The following is a 16,668-nucleotide window of genomic DNA, read 5'->3' as shown; positions in this document are numbered from 1 at the left end:
CGCGACCGGCCTTCACCGCACAACAACTGGCAGCACGTCACTTTCCTGCCCCGGCTACGGGCACGCGGTCGAGTGCAGCGGCCTTGGCACTGGTGCAGCCGGGTCCGGCCTCGAGGTTCGCGGCGTGCGCCGAACGGCCGGTGCTCGCCCGACAGGTGCTTGCCGCCGTGCGGTGGGCGACCGCATCGGCATACAAGGCATGACCCGCGCGGGGCACCATCAGGATCGCTCACCCGCCTCCTGGCCCCGCAGTCCGGCCGGCCAGGCGGAACAGGACCCGGGCGTACACGAGGGTCGCCGCCGTGATGATCGTCGGGATGACCGCCAGCGCGAGAATGCCCACCAGTGCGCGGCCACTTCCCGTGGGTGTGAAGTGACCCCGGTCATCGTCCAGCAGGAACCGGTAGCCGAACCACGCCCACAGTCCCAGGGACAGCAGCATCCACCCGACCGCCCACTTCTCGATCAGGTGCCCGTCCTGGCGGAGTTGCTCTGCGTGTGCCGTCATCTCTTCTCCTGCTTCACTGGTAACCGAAGCCAGTTCATCACAACGCGCACGTGCCGCGGACGCCGAGCCTGGTCAGATACGCCGGGGAATGTGGGGTATCCGAGAGGCGACGACGCTTCCCGACTTCTTCTTACGGAGGTCTTCCCTGTGCTTTCGCTCAAGCGCTTACTCGACCGCAGTTTGACTGCGCAGGCAACGGTGGTCTTTCTCCTCGGACTGGGCGTCACGGGTTTGATCCGCAGGGACGAGCACCCGGCTGTCTGGGTGCTCCACAGCGCCCTGTACACCGGGATCGCCATCGCGTTCCTGGCCGTCCAGCGCCGCCGGACCGCCCGAGCCGTGGGCACCGACGCAGGCGGGCTCGCCGATCTGCACCGCAAGATCCGCCACCGTGAGGTGCCGCAGGATCCTCAGGAGCGGGAAGCCGTACGGCGGCTGGTCGCCGAGCAGCTCGACCAGATGGAACGCGCGGGCAAGTGGCTGCCGTACTGGTTCGGCGCCATGTGCCTCATCGCGATCGCCATGCTCGTCCTGGGGGTCGTCAGCGGCTCCTTCGCCTTCCCCATTGTCTTCGCGGCGGGCATGCTCGCGCTGTGCCTGTGGCTCTCGTGGACGCGCCGCCGCTCCCTGGACCGCCTCCATCGGATGCGACAGGCCCTGCAATCGAAGTGAACAGAACCGTCGTGGGAACGGTGGTACGGCGTCTGGCCCAGTCGCTACACCTGATCGGTGACGCTTGACTCCGAGCCGTAGTAGAGCCGGAGGAACTCCTCCATCGCCGCGTCGACGCCGGCGCGGTCACCCGTGGCGAGCAGGTCGAGCAACAGGCCGCGCACGGTGGCGAGTCCGAGCCTGGCCCGGCTCCTGGCCAGGGCAGGGTCCGCCCCCGCCCCGACCTCGGCGGCCACGAGCGGCTCCAGCCAGTCCGTCACCAGCCCTTCGAGGACCGGGGCGGCCTCGGGGCGGCCGCGCAGCGCGTGCCCGTAGATCTCGAAGAAGAGCCGCTCCTGGCCGGCCAGCCGGGGGTCCGTGAGCTGCCGCCACAGCAGCCGCGCTACATCCGCGGGCGACAGACCAGGCTCCAGGCGGAGCCGGGACAGCACGTCGCGCTGGCGTCGCTCCGACGTCCGGACGATCTCGACGAGCAGTTGTTCCTTGGAGCCGAAGTAGTGGATCAGCATGCGGTGGCTGACCCCGATCGCGGCGCCCAGCCTGCGCAGACTCAGGTCCGCGATGCCGTGTGCCGCGACGTGGTCGACAGCCGCGTCCAGCAGTTCCGCGCGCCGGGCCCTGTGCGCGTCTCGCTCGGCTCCGCCTTCGGGATGCGAGTCGTCCATGGTCACCACGTCACGACTGTACCAATCGGTACATGGCGCATGTACCGTGTGGCACATGAAGTCTGTCACCGTGTCGATCGACGTACCTCAGACTCCCGAGCAGGTCTACGGCTTCCTCGACGTCATGGCGAACCACGAGCGGTTCACCGACCACTACCTGACCAACTGGCGTTACACCGGCCCCGCCAGGGGCGTCGGATCGTGCGCCACGGTCACGGCCACGTTGGGCGGCACGAAGACCGACGTCACCATCGACGTCGTCGAGACCGAGGCTCCTCGGCGCATCGTCGAGCGCAACGTCAGCGCGGCCGGCCGGCGGCAGGGCCGCGGCACCTACACGATCGAACCGCTGCCCACCGGTGGGGCCCGCGTGTCGTTCACTTACACGTGGGTCCGCGCCCCGCTCGCCGACCGGCTGCTGGCCCCCGTAGTGCGGGCCATGATGCGGAACGCCAACCGCACGGTCATGCGACGCCTGTCCGCCGAGTTGGCTTGCCACGAGTCCACCGCCGAATCCTGACGGCGGCGGGTGCCGTCCCTTCTCCCCGCGATCGTTCGATCAGCGTGGACTTGCCGGCACTGGTTCTCCCGGACGAGCGCGACGGTCTCGCCGCGGTTCAGGGTGCGGCGGACGTGCTGCCGACTCCGCGTGCGCTCCCGGCCTCCTGGGTGACCTCACGGCAGCAGGCGCTGTTCTTTCGCGACGGCTACGGCGCCCGCGCGGTTGTCCACTCCGAGCTTGTGGTAGATCCGGCGCAGATGGGTCTTGACCGTGGCCTCGCTGATGAACAGGGCTCGGGCGATCTCGCGGTTGCCGAGGCCGCGGGCGAGTTGAGCCAGGATGTCGCGCTCGCGTCCGGTGAGGGAGGGACGCGGGCTGCGCAGGCCGGCCATGACCCGGCTGGCGACAGGCGCGGACAGCGCCGGACGGCCCCGGGCAGCGGCGTGGATCGCGGCGAACAGTTCCTCCGGGCGTTCGGCCTTGAGCAGGTAGCCGGTCGCGCCCGCCTCGATGGCGCGGGTGATGTCGGCGTCCGTGTCGTAGGTGGTCAGGACGAGGACGTGTGGGGACGGACCGGGGGCGGCGGTGAGGCGGCGGGTGGTCTCCACCCCGTCGATGCCCTCTCCCAACTGGAGGTCCATCAGGACCACGTCCGGGGTCAGCCGCGCGGACAGGGCGAGTGCCTCTTCGCCGGTCGCCGCCTGGCCGGCCACCTCGATGCCCGGGGCGCTGTCGAGCAGGGCGAGCAGTCCGGCCCTGACAACCGCGTGGTCGTCACAGACGACGATGCGCACGGGGGCAGGGCCCTGAGCCGGGGCGACGGGGTCGATCATCGCGTTGCCTCCAGGGGGACGGCGGCGGAGACGACCGTGCCCTCTCGGCGCGTCGACTCGACCGTCAGGGTGCCGCCGAGCTGTCCGAGCCGGGCCCGCATGGCGGGCAGGCCGTGGCCGCGCGTCCCGGCCGGTACACCCGCTGCGGCCGGGTCGAATCCGCGGCCGTCGTCGGTGACGTCCAGGACGACCTGGTCCTCGAGGAGGGTGAGGGTGAGCACGGCCGTGGTGGCTCCGGCATGTTCCCGGACGTTGGCCAGAGCTCCCTGGGCGACGCGCAGCAGGGCCGACTGGACGCGGTCCGGCAGCAGCGGGGTCCGCGCGCCGGTGTCCAGGTGGACGCGCACGCTGAGGTGGCCGCCCGACTCGCGCGCGGCCAGGGCGTGCAGTGCGTCGTCGAGGCTGCCTCGGGTGAGGTCTGCGGGGGCGAGGTCGTGCACGAAGCGCCGGGCCTCGGCGAGGTTGTGCTCGGCGACGGAGGCGGCGGACCGCACGTGGTCGCGCGCCTTGTCCGGTTCGGACTCCCAGATGCGTTCCGCTGCCTGGAGGAGCATGCGCTGGCTCGACAGCCCCTGGGCGAGGGTGTCGTGGATCTCTATGGACAGCCGCTGGCGTTCGACGAGGGTGCCGGCGCGGCGCTCCGACGCGGCCAGGTCGCGGCGGGTGCGGAGCAGGTCGTCGATCAGGGCGCGTTGCCGCGCGGCCTGCCTGCGCGTCTGGAGGAACACGGCCGTGGCGATGGCGGCGACGGCAGGAGGAGCGAGCAGCTGGTTCGGGTCGACGTGCCCGGCGAGTCTGAGCTGCGCGGCGACGACGAACGTCGTCAGGACGGCGACCAGGGCGAGCGCCGCGCGAGTCCGCAGGGTGCGCAGGCCGGTGTAGAAGAGCGGGACCGCGCACCAGGAGAAGCTCGGCGCGAGGACCACGAGCACCATCCACACGACGACGACCAGCGCGAGCCGAGCCGGTCCGAGCCAGGAGGCCCCGAGACCGGTCACCGGCCGTGTGGTGGAGGGGCGTGGAGAAGTCGGTTCGGTGCGGGCGGGTGGGCGGTGTGGGCGGCGGGGTCGGCGGGACCACGACCAGGAGGTCCGGCTGCGGTCCGGCGCCCGCTGCTCCGCTTGCCGCAGGTCCGGTTCCGCTGCCCCGTCGGCCAGGGCGGGCCCCAGCAGGTGCAGGACAGCCAGGGCGAGCGACAGGGCGACGATCCAGGGCGTGCGAGGCTCACCCGGGTGGCGAGTCAGGAAGCGGGCCAGGGCACCACCGAGCAGCAGGAAGAACGCCACGTGCAGCACGGCGCCCAGCCACCGGTCGTACGGGGCGTGCGGCTTCGGCATCCGGTCGTGCCTCCCTCCCAGTCGTTCTCTGCTCGCCCACGCTGAACTGCGTAAACACTCCCATTGTCGCGGCTCGGGACGTCCTGGGGGTCAACCGATCGGATGATGCCGCCGTCGTCCGTTCCGGGCGCCTGGAACAGCCGGAACACCGACCGAACGGAGCAGGTGACGCGGCGAGGGTGGAGAGCACGACAGGCGGCCCGGAGACGACCACGGTGGCCGCCCACCCGCCCCGAGGAGCAGACCAGCATGAAGAACCTTTCCAGGCGCGCCCGCATCACCACCGGTGCCGCCGCCCTCGCCGTCGTCGGCGCCGCGGCCTTCGGCACGGTGTCCGCGAACGCCTCCGCGCCCGCCGCCGTACCGGGGCAATCCGCCGCGCCGGGCACCACGACGACCTCGACGCATCTGACGATCGACGCCGCCACCCGGGCCGCGCGGGCCGCGCTCGACGCCGCCGAGGCGGAGCGTCAGCGGGTCACGGTCGCCGTCGTCGACCGCAACGGCAACACTGTCGTCACGCTTCGCGGTGACGGCGCGGGCCCGCAGTCGTACGAGTCGGCGGAGCGCAAGGCGTTCACCGCCGTGTCCTGGAACGCGCCCACCTCCGAGCTGGCCGGACGCCTGGAGCAGACGCCGCACCTCAAGGACATCCCCGGCACCCTCTTCCTCGGCGGCGGCGTCCCGGTCACGGCCCGCAACGCGCCGATCGCCGGTATCGGCGTGGCCGGCGCCCCGTCCGGCACCTTGGACGAGAAGTACGCGCGGGCGGGCGCGGCGGTCCTGGGCCGCTAGCCCCTCACGGAGGTGACTCGCCGACCAGGCCACGCCTGATCGGCGAGTCACCTGCCCGGGCCGAACGACACGAGCACTGCCCGCACCCGCTGTCTCGCCCTTCCGCCGCAGCACGATCATCCGGGCAGAGCGCTGGACCGGTGCGTGTCCCACAGCGGCCGCGGCCCGGCGTCGGCTCCATCCAAAGGCCGCCTGCCGATCGGTACTTAATGAAAGCCAAAAGAAAAGTCGTGCGGGGAGCCTTGACCGCCAAGGGGACGGCGGGCAAGGTTCCGGAGAGCGCTCTCCCAGTCATCTGATCGCACCGTCCGCCGGCCACGACTCCCTTCCGGGCCGGAAGGCATCCCTGCGCCCCGGCCCGGCGGGCCCACCACGCGGTACTCCCGCGCGGCCCCGCCCCGTCGGCTCTCCCCCACCCGTCAGGAGCAGATGTGTCCCCACCCCTCTCCTACCGCAGACCCTCCGGCCGCCGAGCAGTGCCTCTGCTCGCGCTCGGCTCACTGGTGGCGTCGCTCGCCCTCGCCGCTCCGCCCGCCCAGGCTGCGGAGACCCTGCTCTCCCAGGGCAAGCCCGCCACCGCCTCGTCCCAGGAAGGCGACGGATACGCGCCCTCCGCGGCCGTCGACGGCAACCTCACCGGTACGCGCTGGGCCAGCCGGTGGAGCGACCCGCAGTGGTTCCAGGTCGACCTCGGACAACGGTCCGACCTCAGCCGTGTCGTGCTCACGTGGGAGGGCGCGTACGGCAAGAGCTACCAGATCCAGGCGTCCGACAACGGCACGGACTGGCGCACTCTGAAGACGGTGACCGGCGGTGACGGCGGCACCGACGAGGTCGCCGTCTCCGGCTCCGGCCGCTACGTCCGCATGCTGGGCACCGAGCGCTCCGGGGGCTACGGCTACTCCCTCTGGGAGTTCCAGGCCTACGGGACTACGGACGGCACGCCGCCCGCCCAGGGAGCGGTCAAGGTCACCGGCTCACAGGGGAACTGGCAACTGACCGTCGGCGGGCAGCCGTACATCGTCAAGGGATTGACCTGGGGCCCCGTCATCGCGGACGCCCCGAAGCACATGCCGGACATCAGGTCCATGGGCGTCAACACCGTCCGCACCTGGGGCACCGACGGCGGCACCAAGCCGCTGCTGGACAGCGCCGCCGCGCACGGCATCAAGGTCGTCAACGGCTTCTGGCTGCAGCCCGGTGGCGGCCCCGGTTCCGGAGGCTGCGTCGACTACGTCACCGACAGCACATACAAGAACAACATGCTCACCGAGTTCGCCAAGTGGGTCGAGGCGTACAAGAGCCATCCCGCGACCCTCATGTGGAACGTCGGCAACGAATCGGTGCTCGGTCTGCAGAACTGTTACAGCGGCGCCGAGTTGGAGGCGCAGCGCAACGCCTACCCCGGTTTCGTCAACGCCGTGGCCAAGAAGATCCACAGCATCGACCCCGATCACCCCGTCACCTCCACCGACGCCTGGACGGGCGCCTGGCCGTACTACAAGCGCAACGCGCCCGACCTCGACCTGTACTCGATGAACTCCTACGGCGACATCTGCGGCGTCCAGGAGGACTGGGAGGAGGGCGGCTACACCAAGCCGTACCTCATCACCGAGGGCGGTCCTGCCGGTGAGTGGGAGGTGCCGGACGACGCAAACGGTGTACCCGACGAGCCGACCGACGTGCAGAAGGCCGAGGGGTACACCAAGGCCTGGGGCTGCGTCACCGGCCACCGGGGAGTCGCCCTCGGCGCCACCCTGTTCCACTACGGCGTCGAGCACGACTTCGGCGGCATCTGGTTCAACCTGGTACCCGACGAGCTGAAGAGGCTGTCCTATTACGCCGTCAAGAAGGCGTACAGCGGATCGATCGCCGGGGACAACACCCCACCGGTCATCGCGAACATGGCTGTCAGTCCCGCCTCGTCGGCCCCGGCGGGCGGCGAGTTCACGGTTCGCGCGGACGTGCGGGACCCCGACGGCGACGCGATCGCCTACAAGATCTTCCTCAGCGGCAACTACGCCAATGGCGACAAACGTCTGGTCGAGGCCAAGTGGCGGTCCAACGGCAACGGGACCTTCGCCGTGACGGCTCCCGAGAAGCTCGGCGTGTGGAAGGTGTACATCCAGGCCGAGGACGGCCACGGCAACGCCGGCATCGAGACGAAGTCGGTCAAGGTCGTCGCCCCGTCGGTCACCGGCACGAATGTGGCGCTGCACAAGCCCACCACCGCGTCCTCGTTCCAGGCCTCGTACGGCGACTGCCCGTGCGAGCCCGCCAAGGCGACGGACGGCAGGAGCGACACGCGCTGGGCCAGCGACTGGAGCGACCCTCAGTGGATCCAGGTCGACCTCGGCGCCGCCACAGCCTTCCGCGAGCTCCAGCTCGTGTGGAACCCCGCCTACGCCAAGTCCTACGAGGTGCAGGTCTCGGACGACGGCACCGCCTGGCGCACGGTCCACACCACAGCCGCCGGCAACGGCGACGTCGACACCATCGACGTCGCGGCGACCGCGCGGCACGTACGACTGCACCTGACGGCGCGTGGCACCGGCTGGGGCTACTCGCTGCACGAGTTCGGCATCTACGGCTGACGACGGTGAAGGGTGCCCGTCGGCGCCCTCCACCCCTCCCCCACCAGGCACCTCAGCGGGCAAGGAGGCCCCATGAGACCGCGTTCGAAGCTTCCCGCGCTGCTGGTCGGCAGCGCACTGATCGCAAGCTTGCTCGGCGTCGGCACCGTCGCCACGGCGGCCGGTCCCGGCGGCGCCCCGGCGGCTGCCTCGGCCGCCGGTCATACCGGGCACACGATGGCGGTGTCGACCCAGGCGTCCGCCGACGACCCCGACGGCGACGGCTACATACCGGCCGTGCCACCGGTCACCGGTGTGACACCGTCAACCGCGACCCCGCCGCCGCGGTACCACAAGGAGTTCCAGGCCAACTGCGCGGTCACGCACACGGCGCCGGACGACCCGATCGTCTACCCGGGGCAGCCGGGCAAGTCCCACGACCACACCTTCATGGGCAACAGGACGACGAACGCGGGCAGCACCACGGCGAGTCTCTACGGAGGGAACACCACCTGCAACGCACCGGCCGACGCGTCGGCGTACTGGATGCCGTCCCTGTACAAGGGGGACAAGAAGATCCTCCCGGTCGGCCCGCAGGTCATCTACTACAAGTCAGGCGTCACCGACTACACCAGCGTGCGGCCCTTCCCCCGGGGACTGCGGTTCGTCGTCGGCGACCCCATGCAGAGCGCCCAGGAGTTCCGCGGCCACAAGGGCTTCGTCGAGGGCTGGGAGTGCGGTGACAGCTTCTTCAACGTGGACTTCCCGGCGAGCTGCCCGAGCCGTCCCGACGTCCAGCTCAACATCCGCTTCCAGGCACCCAGTTGCTGGGACGGCAAGTACCTCGACACCCCCGACCACAAGAGTCACATGGCCTACCCGGTCGTCAAGCCCGGCACCAACGACAACATGTGCCCGGCTTCCCACCCGGTCGCCCTGCCGATGATCGAGTTCAAGATGGCCTTCCCGGTCAACGGCGACATGAGCCAGGTCCGCCTGGCCAGCGGCCGCGGCTACTCCTTCCACTACGACTTCTTCAACGCCTGGGAGGAACGGACCCTCAAGGCGCTGGTCGACCACTGCATCGTGGGCGGCCTCCAGTGCGACACGCGCGGCTACGACCAGAACCACCCGGAGCGCGGCGCGGTGCTGAACGCCGACCACCGGCTGCCTTGACCCGGCCGGCTTCCGGGAGCCCGACGGTGCCCCGCCCGGCGCGGGTGCCGCCGGGCTCCCTCCGCCGCCCACGCGCCCGAGGTGCGCCATCGTCACCTTCAGGACGAGCGGCGTGCGGTACGCGGAGATCATTCGGCACGCCGGGAGTCCCCCACCTGTCCGCCCGGTGAAGGCACGCCGGGTCAGGCGGACTCGCGTACGACCAGTTCCGGCGTGAAGACGAGCGTGCGAGGTTCGGTACGGGTGCCCTGGACCTGCTCGTCCAGCATCCTGGCCATGGCCGCCGCCATCTCCTCCACCGGCTGGCGCACGGTGGTCAGCGGCGGCCGGCACGTCACGGCGATGCTCGAGTCGTCGAACCCGACGACGGCGACGTCCTCCGGTATGCGCCTGCCCAGCTCCCGCAGGACCTGGCACGCACCCTGGGCCATCAGGTCGTTGGCCGCGAACACGCCGTCCACCACGGGGTGGTCCCGCAGCAGTGCGGCCATGGCCGTCGCCCCGCTGTCGAGCGTGAAGACTCCCTCGGCCACGGGAGGGCTGTCCTGCCCGGCGCGGGCCAGGGCGTCGCGGAATCCTGTGAGGCGTTCCCGGCCGGCCCTGAGGTCCGACGGAGCGCTGATCGCCGCGATACGGCGGCAGCCGCGGGCCAGGAGACGCTCTCCTGCCAGGCGTCCCCCCGCGTAGTGGTCCAGGTCGACGCAACCGACCGGTGCCGTCCGGGCGGGACGCGCGAACAGCACCGTGGGAACGCGGGCGGAGAGGAGCATGTCCGGCAGCGGGTCGTCCGGCTGCACGGAGACCACCAGCGCGCCGTCCGCACTCCCCTGCCGTACGTAATCGACCACTTGATTCCTGGCCGCCTCCGACTCGGCGAACAACAGGACCGGCTGCATCGCGCGTGCCCGGAGATACCCCACGACGCCGTTGACGACGCGGCCGAAGAACGGATCGGCGAAGACGCGGCCGGCGAAGGCGTCGCCCGCGCCGGAGACAATGAGGGCCACGGTTCCGGTACGTCGGGTGACCAGTGCCCGCGCCGCGCGGTTCGGTGTGTAGCCGATCCGTTCGATCGCGCTGCGGACCAAGTCCTGGATGCTCGGATCGACGTTGCGTACGCCGTTCACGACCCGCGACACGGTCGCGCGGGAGACACCTGCCTCCCGCGCGACGTCCTCCAGCGTCGGGGCCTGCCTGTTCATGGGGGGAACTCTAGCGCCGGGCACTTCCACGGGCACAGGGCCGCAGACCGTGCACCTCGGTGGACGCCGTCGACGATGTTGCGCGCGGTGTCGGACCGAACTCACCACACCGCGCCTGAGCACCGTGCCACACGCCATCCGGCTGGACGGACACATGCACGAAAGCAGCCGACCCCCTCGGACATACGGACCCCCGCACCCCCCCCCTTCCTGGGATGGGATACGCCGGTCGGCCGCGGCACTGTGTACCTCGCCGACGGCGGCGCGAGTCGTCTCCGGCGCGTCCGTGACGACAACGAGGGGGAAGTCATGTCCGTTCGAAGAAGGACCATCGGGATACTGGCGGCGGTCACAGCCGCGGCCGGCCTGACGGTGGCGGGGGCTCCGGCCGGTGTCGCGGCCCCGTCCACCGCGAGCCACTCGGCCACGGCCTCCGTATGGCGGAACATCGCCCTGACCGGCACCTACACGATCCGCGACGACGAGGGGATCTTCTCGGCCGGCACCTACTGCAACGGCAACGTCGCCTCCGAGGGCTGGGTGAACGAGGTCCGTTCGCCGTCGCTGTGGTGGGAGACCACATGCGGAGGCGAGATCCGTGTGGAGAAGCACGTGTCCGCGGAGACCGACGCCGCCGGCGGAGTCATGATCTACGTGACGCTGCGGTTCTACGAGGGCACGAACGACACCAACACCGATCTCGACGCCGAGTACCACTTCAACCGCTACGTGCCGGCGGGACAGACGTCGGCGGTCGGTGAGATCACACTCCGCAACGGCGAGAACGGCGGAAAGGACTGGGCGAAGCTCAACCTCGTCCTGCACAACAACCGCTGACCGCCGGGAGGCCATCGGTCCCGCTTCCCGGGTCGCACCCGGGAAGCGGGCACGGCAAGCGGGCACGGCAAGCGGGCACGGCAAGCGGAGGCACAGCCACCTGTGCAAGCCGTACGCGGGAACCACTGCGCGCGCTTAGCCTCGGACCATGAGGCGCTACGGGGTGACGAGGCGAGTCGGTGAGATCGGGGACGCTGCGGCGCGGGCTGCGCAGGCCGCGCGGAGTGTCGAGGAGTTCTTCGGGGCGGTGAAACGGGTCGTACGTCCCGCGCTGCGGTTCGATGTGTGTGCCTGTGTGACCGTCGATCCGCAGACGTTGATGAACACCGGCGGTGACTACCGGGACGGCCTGCCGTCCGCCATGCTGCCGCGCATGCTCGACATCGAGTACGGCGAAGGCGATGCCAACGACCTGTCGGATCTGGCGGACAGACCGACGCCCGTGGGGCTGCTCAGCCAGGAGACCGGCGGGCAGCTCGACCTCAGCCCCCGGTACCGCGACATCATGCGTCCCCTGGGGTTCCGCGACGAGTTACGTGTGCTGTTACGGGACCGGCAGGGAGCGTGGGGCGCACTGATCATGGGCCGCGCGGACGACGCGCCCCCGTTCGGTTCGCCGGACCTGGCCATGGCGGCGTCGTTGGTCCGGCCGCTGGGCAGTGCTCTGCGGCGGCTGCACCTGACGCGGCTCGCCGAGGAGGGCGCCACCGCGCCGGCGCCCGGACTGGTGCTGCTGAACCGCGCTCACCAGGTGGTTCATGCGACACCCACGGTGGCCATGTGGTTGGACGACCTGGCGCAGGCCGGGGGTGTGTCACCCGGCGACCGAGGGTTGCCTCCCGCCGTGTACGCGGTGGCGGCGGCGGTGCAGTCCCCCGGGTCGGCGACATCCCACACCTCATGGATGCACAGCTCCCGGCACGGACGCATACGGTTGCACGCCTGGCGCCTGGACGCACCCTCGGCAAACTCAGCCCGCACCGCCGTCGTCGTCGAACGGCCCGGCCCCGCCGAGCACATGGCTCTGATCGTCGCCGCCTACGGACTGACCCCTCGCGAGAGGGACATCACGGTCCTGGTGCTGCGCGGGAAGTCCACCACAGAGATCAGCCGTGGCACGGGCCTGTCACCGCACACGGTTCAGGACCACCTGAAGGCGGTGTTCGACAAGACCGGCGTCCGAAGCCGCCGGGATCTGGTCGCCACACTGTTCGCCCGTCACTACCTGCCGGACCTGACCTCGGCCGCATCGACGCCGCTGAGCACCGAGGTCGAGGCCTGATCACGCGATGTGGAGAGCCCCGAACCCGCCCTCGCCGCCTCGGATCTGCACGTGGTGATGAACTGTGCGAGGTGCACCTTCACCTGTACGCGGTGCTGAGCTGCACTGTCCGTGGGGAGTCGAACCCCCGCGTTGCTCTTCACGCGCCAGGAGTGGGCCGGGAAACCGCCGGCCCTCGGTCTGTGCACGCCTCCGAAGCAGCTACCTGCTCCACATCGTCGCGATGCGCCGAACTCCTCAGTCCAGCAGATCGACTTCCCAGTTCGTACGTTGGATCCGCACGTCGATCTCGCGGAGCTCCCGGGCGAGTACATCCGCCCGGGCGCGCAGTTCCGCGACCGGAAGCGCGGAGAGCATCAGGAGTTCCGAGCGAAGCTGCCTTCCGTAGCCGCGCTCGCCCTTGCCCGCTGCCGCGTCCGCCGCCGCCGTGACGACCGAGTGGCGCAACCGCAGGACGTCCCGGCGTGCGAGGGCATCGGTCAGCGTGCCGTCGGCGCCCATCTCCACGGTGGCGTTGGTCCGGTTGATCCGCCGGATCAGATCCTCGAGGACGTCCAGGACCTCGCCGGTCTCGGCCAACAGCTGAGCCGCGTCCTCGGCCGGTGTGTCCCCTTCCTGGTAGCGCGCGCTGTCGACGACGCGTGCCCGCAGTTGTTCCACACGGCGTGTGGCCTCGGCGCGCTGCGCCAGCGCCTCGGCAAGCTTCACCGTCTTCACCTCCCCCTTTTCGAGCTCGCACGAGTATACGAAGTGGAATCGGCTCGCTCGCATCCGATGTCGTGTGTGCGTTGCAGCGCTGGAGCGGGCGGCGCATCGGACGCGAGCGTGCGAGGGACTTCGCCGGGCAGGAGTGCGGCGGTTGCTGCGCACCCGCACCGGGCGCCGAAGGTGTTGCGGTTCCGTTATCGTCCAGCGTGCAACCGTGGGGCGACAGTCGTTGTCGAACCGGCGTGATATTCCGCCACCCCCACCTCACCCGTGCACGCCTCTGCATCGCCGCAGCGGCGGTCACCCTGCTCGTCACCGGGTGCTCCGTCGGAGAACCGGACGTGCCGCCGCATCCCGTCTTCTCGGCTCCCAGAGACCAGCAGCCCGCCAAAGCCCTCGAAGCGACGGTGGCGCGGGGCGGGTTCACCTTCCGTCAGACCATGACCTTCGAACTCGGCACGGGACAGGCGACCTTGTCGAGCGAGGGCCGGATGGCCCGCAAGGCAGGGCGAGCCGTCGGCACCCGGACGTGGAGCTTCACCGGGCCCCTCCCCACCCCGGAGCGGGAGGCGCTGCTGGGCCTGTCACCGGCCCCTACCCCGCAGCCGTCGAAGCTCGGCGTGGCCGTCGACGGAGCGGACGTGCTGGTGCGACCCGGTGCCGCCTCGTACTGGATCCGCCACACTCCGAGCGACTTCACCCTCGACGGCAACCGCAACGTCGAAGCCCTGGCCGGCACCGAGGTGCCGTTCGGCGGCACCCTGCTGGAACTGGTCGCGGCCGGAAGCCGGGTGACCAAGTCCGCGTCGGCCGGAAAGGGCCGGACGTACACGGTACGCACGCCCGCTCCCGCGGCACTCGCCCTGTTCCCCAAGGACTTGCGGGACATGCTGCAGCGCGGGACCGACGACGCCGCCGAGCCCCTGCCCGTCGACCTCGCGCTGCGCACCGACGGACGCGGACGCATCGTTCGCGCCGCGGCCGACCTGGGCGTCCTGAAGGGCCGGGAGCGCGGTTCGCTGCGGGGCCTCAAGGGGATCCGGGTCGAGATGACCATCAGCCGGTACGGTTCGCCCGTCCCGAAGCTGCCGTCCCCCGACCTCCGGGTCACGGCGCGTGACACCGTCCGGGACATCGACGAACTGGAACCCGGAGTCTGCTTCGACCCGCACACCGGCACCAGTTCGGACCTTCTGGTCGTGATCCGTCCCTGCAAGACCGGTCACGGCGCCCGCGTCCTGGCTCAGCCGGAGCTCGACAGCACCTACCCAGGGGCAGCGGCTGCCCAGCAGCAGGCCGAGGCCGCCTGTGACCGCGCCGTTCCCACCTCCCCCGCCGCCTGGCGAGCGGAGTCCGCTAAGCGCGACGCGCACTGGTTCACCTGGCCCACCGACAAGTGGGACTGGGGCGAGCACGGTGCGGCCCACGCGACCTGCTACGTGCTCACCCGCTGACGACTCGGCCGGGGCCGGTGGACCGCCGCTCCGGCAACGAGGCAGGCGTGGGACCGGCAGGGCCCCCGGGGTGTCGGCGGTGTCGATGGGAACCGACACCGCCGGACGACCGGGGGCCTCGTCACCTGGCCCCTGCCTCCTCGTGGGCCGAGTCCTCAGTCCCTCTGCCGGGTCGGTCCAAGCTCAGGCGTTCGACGACAGGCCGAGATACGTACCGTTGAGTGCCCCGAACGAGTTCACCTGGCTGCTCTGGCTGAGGGTGGTGCCGAAGCAGACGGACCAGGAGTTCGCCCCGACCCCCGACGACGGGCACTTCCAATCGCCCAAGTGCGTGCCGGAGGCGGTGTAGAGGTCCATACGCGCTTCCGCGCCGTAGAGGCCGGACTGGTTGTTCCGCACGATCACCGCCCCCTGGACCCCGCTTCCGTTCGACGACCTGATCGCACAGACCTGTGCGATCACACCGGTGCTGATCGTCTTGCTCGAGGCGCAGCGCCACGTGCTGGAGCTGGACGTGACCGGGTTCGTGTTGCCGTAGGCCCGCCAGGTACCAGCCGCGGCCGGAGCAGGTACGGCGACCGTGGAGCTGACCCAGGAGCGCAGGTCGTCCGTACGGGTGCTGACAGCGCCGGTCCTGGTCACGGACGGATCGGTGCCGAAGCATCCTCCCTGCCAGGATCTGCTGCTGACGGCGACCAGCTCGGGCTTGCCGCCGGCCAGGCGCACGGCCGGGCCGCCGGCGTCTCCCTTGCAGACGCTCGCGCCGTTCTCGCCGGTGAGGGCGACGGTTTCCGCGTCGACCGAGTCGACGGCGAAGGTACCGCTGTGCAGGCGCAGCGGGGCCCATTCGGTCGCGGTGCGGCCGTAGCCGGCCACCGTCAGCTGATCACCGGGCGTGGCCGGGGTGGCGGCCAGGCCCACGGGCGTGACACTGGTGACGGGGCGGCTGAGCCGCGCCAGTACGGCGTCCCGTGAGGGGTGGGCCACGAGTTCCACGACGGTGCGGGTCTCGCCGGCGGAGGTCGTGAGGTCGGTGCGGCCGATGGTCGCGGTGGTCTTCAGCTTGGGGGCGCCGGTGGGAATCGTGAGGCCCGTGGCCGGGTCGTCGGCGAAACAGCTGGTGGCGGTGAGCAGCCAGTACGGGTGTACCAGGGCAGCGGAGCAGGCCTTCTGGTCGTCGCCGATCTGGAGGCGGGCGGTGAACGCGAGCGTACCGTCGGCCGCTGCGGTGCCGGAGACGGCGTTCGCGGCGGTGGCGCTCAGCGCCAGCAGCGTGGCGACGAGTGCGGCGGCGAGACGTGTGGTGAATGCGCCGGCGAAGGAGGAGAGGCGAGGGCCTCTGAGGTGTCGCATGACCTTTGTTTCACTTCCTTGGGGAGACGTGAGATGCGCTCGGCGGGTGCCTGCGGGAGTGGAGTCGAGGCGCTGACGAGCCGGATCCGGCAGCCGGGCGGGGCGTACGGGGTGTGCGGCGCTCGGGAGCGGCCGCACACCCCGCGGCGCGGCAAGTCAGGGTCCGTTTCAGGCGACCTTGGTCCGGTCCCAGGTCCAGGAGCCGGTGCCGGAGTCCCAGGCCTTGGCAGGGGCGCTGATGCCGGCACCGGTGGAGGTGAAGGTCCACAGCGCGGTGTGTCCACGCCCGTCGGAGGTGTTGGGGTACTTGTACAGCACGCCCACGTCGGACTTGCCGTCACCGTTGAAGTCACCCGACACCGGCGCGGAACTGTCCCACGTCCACGAACCGTCCCCCGAATCCCACTTCCTGACCGGCGCACCGATGCCCGTACCGGTGGAGGTGAAGGTCCACAGCGCCGTGTGCCCACGCCCGTCGGAGGTGTTGGGGTACTTGTACAACACGCCCACGTCGGACTTGCCGTCACCGTTGAAGTCACCCGACACCGGCGCGGAACTGTCCCACGTCCACGAACCGTCCCCCGAATCCCACTTCCTGACCGGCGCACCGATGCCCGTACCGGTGGAGGTGAAGGTCCACAGCGCCGTGTGCCCACGCCCATCGGAGGTGTTGGGATACTTGTACAACACGCCCACGTCGGACTTGCCGTCACCGTTGAAGTCACCCGACACCGGCGCGGAACTGTCCCACGTCCACGAACCGTCCCCCGA

16 protein-coding genes are annotated in these 16,668 nt (G+C 70.7%); 8 read left to right on the top strand and 8 right to left on the bottom strand.

Going from position 1 to position 16,668, the window contains the following annotated elements; all coding sequences use genetic code 11:
• Positions 1-229 precede the first annotated feature (229 nt).
• Entirely contained in the window at positions 230-508 is a 279-nt protein-coding gene (locus ACZ6ZN_RS32815; protein ID WP_469651830.1) for a hypothetical protein, read from the bottom strand.
• Positions 509-706: 198 nt separating this feature from the next.
• Between ACZ6ZN_RS32815 and ACZ6ZN_RS32810 the strand changes: the two genes are divergently transcribed.
• Positions 707-1,180 (top strand): hypothetical protein, encoded by a 474-nt coding sequence (locus ACZ6ZN_RS32810; RefSeq protein ID WP_469651828.1) that lies wholly within the window; start codon positions 707-709, stop codon positions 1,178-1,180.
• Between the two features lie 44 nt (positions 1,181-1,224).
• Here ACZ6ZN_RS32810 and ACZ6ZN_RS32805 read toward each other — a convergent pair whose 3' ends face one another.
• Positions 1,225-1,845, bottom strand: a complete 621-nt coding sequence (locus ACZ6ZN_RS32805) for a TetR/AcrR family transcriptional regulator (RefSeq protein WP_451880055.1) — start codon at positions 1,843-1,845, stop codon at positions 1,225-1,227.
• Positions 1,846-1,900: 55 nt separating this feature from the next.
• Between ACZ6ZN_RS32805 and ACZ6ZN_RS32800 the strand changes: the two genes are divergently transcribed.
• Positions 1,901-2,365 carry an SRPBCC family protein gene (locus ACZ6ZN_RS32800; RefSeq protein WP_469651826.1) on the top strand — a complete coding sequence of 155 codons (465 nt, stop codon included), beginning with the start codon at positions 1,901-1,903 and terminating at the stop codon, positions 2,363-2,365.
• Between the two features lie 155 nt (positions 2,366-2,520).
• Here ACZ6ZN_RS32800 and ACZ6ZN_RS32795 read toward each other — a convergent pair whose 3' ends face one another.
• Positions 2,521-3,180: a response regulator gene (locus ACZ6ZN_RS32795; RefSeq protein WP_469651824.1), complete on the bottom strand. Its 660-nt coding sequence runs from the start codon at positions 3,178-3,180 to the stop codon at positions 2,521-2,523.
• Complete coding sequence (locus tag ACZ6ZN_RS32790) at positions 3,177-4,517, bottom strand: sensor histidine kinase (protein ID WP_469651822.1); 1,341 nt, start codon at positions 4,515-4,517, stop codon at positions 3,177-3,179. Before ACZ6ZN_RS32790 ends, ACZ6ZN_RS32795 begins: the two co-directional genes overlap by 4 nt.
• A gap of 249 nt (positions 4,518-4,766) precedes the next feature.
• Here ACZ6ZN_RS32790 and ACZ6ZN_RS32785 point away from each other — a divergent pair, with 249 nt between their 5' ends.
• From ACZ6ZN_RS32785 to ACZ6ZN_RS32775, 3 genes are all read left to right on the top strand, one after another.
• Complete coding sequence (locus ACZ6ZN_RS32785) at positions 4,767-5,312, top strand: GlcG/HbpS family heme-binding protein (protein ID WP_451880039.1); 546 nt, start codon at positions 4,767-4,769, stop codon at positions 5,310-5,312.
• 431 nt (positions 5,313-5,743) lie between these two features.
• Positions 5,744-7,906, top strand: coding sequence for a discoidin domain-containing protein (locus ACZ6ZN_RS32780; protein ID WP_469651820.1), 2,163 nt, complete (start codon positions 5,744-5,746; stop codon positions 7,904-7,906).
• A 72-nt stretch (positions 7,907-7,978) separates the two neighbouring features.
• Entirely contained in the window at positions 7,979-9,061 is a 1,083-nt protein-coding gene (locus ACZ6ZN_RS32775) for a DUF1996 domain-containing protein (protein ID WP_469651818.1), read from the top strand.
• A 182-nt stretch (positions 9,062-9,243) separates the two neighbouring features.
• Here ACZ6ZN_RS32775 and ACZ6ZN_RS32770 read toward each other — a convergent pair whose 3' ends face one another.
• Positions 9,244-10,263: a LacI family DNA-binding transcriptional regulator gene (locus tag ACZ6ZN_RS32770; protein ID WP_469651816.1), complete on the bottom strand. Its 1,020-nt coding sequence runs from the start codon at positions 10,261-10,263 to the stop codon at positions 9,244-9,246.
• Positions 10,264-10,572: 309 nt separating this feature from the next.
• Between ACZ6ZN_RS32770 and ACZ6ZN_RS32765 the strand changes: the two genes are divergently transcribed.
• Together ACZ6ZN_RS32765 and ACZ6ZN_RS32760 are read left to right on the top strand one after the other, a co-directional pair.
• Positions 10,573-11,100, top strand: coding sequence for a hypothetical protein (locus ACZ6ZN_RS32765; protein WP_398111774.1), 528 nt, complete (start codon positions 10,573-10,575; stop codon positions 11,098-11,100).
• 148 nt (positions 11,101-11,248) lie between these two features.
• Positions 11,249-12,382, top strand: a complete 1,134-nt coding sequence (locus ACZ6ZN_RS32760; protein ID WP_469651813.1) for a helix-turn-helix transcriptional regulator — start codon at positions 11,249-11,251, stop codon at positions 12,380-12,382.
• Positions 12,383-12,619: 237 nt separating this feature from the next.
• Here the strand turns inward: ACZ6ZN_RS32760 and ACZ6ZN_RS32755 are convergent, their stop codons facing one another.
• The gene (locus tag ACZ6ZN_RS32755; RefSeq protein ID WP_398111776.1) at positions 12,620-13,090 is read right to left on the bottom strand and encodes a DIP1984 family protein; all 471 of its coding nucleotides are present in this window, start codon (positions 13,088-13,090) and stop codon (positions 12,620-12,622) included.
• A 440-nt stretch (positions 13,091-13,530) separates the two neighbouring features.
• Between ACZ6ZN_RS32755 and ACZ6ZN_RS32750 the strand changes: the two genes are divergently transcribed.
• Positions 13,531-14,544 carry a hypothetical protein gene (locus ACZ6ZN_RS32750; protein ID WP_398111777.1) on the top strand — a complete coding sequence of 338 codons (1,014 nt, stop codon included), beginning with the start codon at positions 13,531-13,533 and terminating at the stop codon, positions 14,542-14,544.
• A gap of 183 nt (positions 14,545-14,727) precedes the next feature.
• Here ACZ6ZN_RS32750 and ACZ6ZN_RS32745 read toward each other — a convergent pair whose 3' ends face one another.
• A complete protein-coding gene (locus ACZ6ZN_RS32745; protein WP_469651810.1) occupies positions 14,728-15,897 on the bottom strand; it encodes a S1 family peptidase in 1,170 nt (389 codons plus the stop codon).
• 168 nt (positions 15,898-16,065) lie between these two features.
• Positions 16,066-16,668 (bottom strand): FG-GAP repeat domain-containing protein (locus ACZ6ZN_RS32740; RefSeq protein ID WP_469651808.1); only part of this gene is annotated, 603 nt, incomplete at its 5' end.

The sequence above is a fragment of the Streptomyces sp. NPDC053665 genome (genome assembly GCF_055585285.1).
Note: the sequence above shows the minus strand (reverse complement) of the source record. Positions and strands in the feature narration are given on the sequence as shown.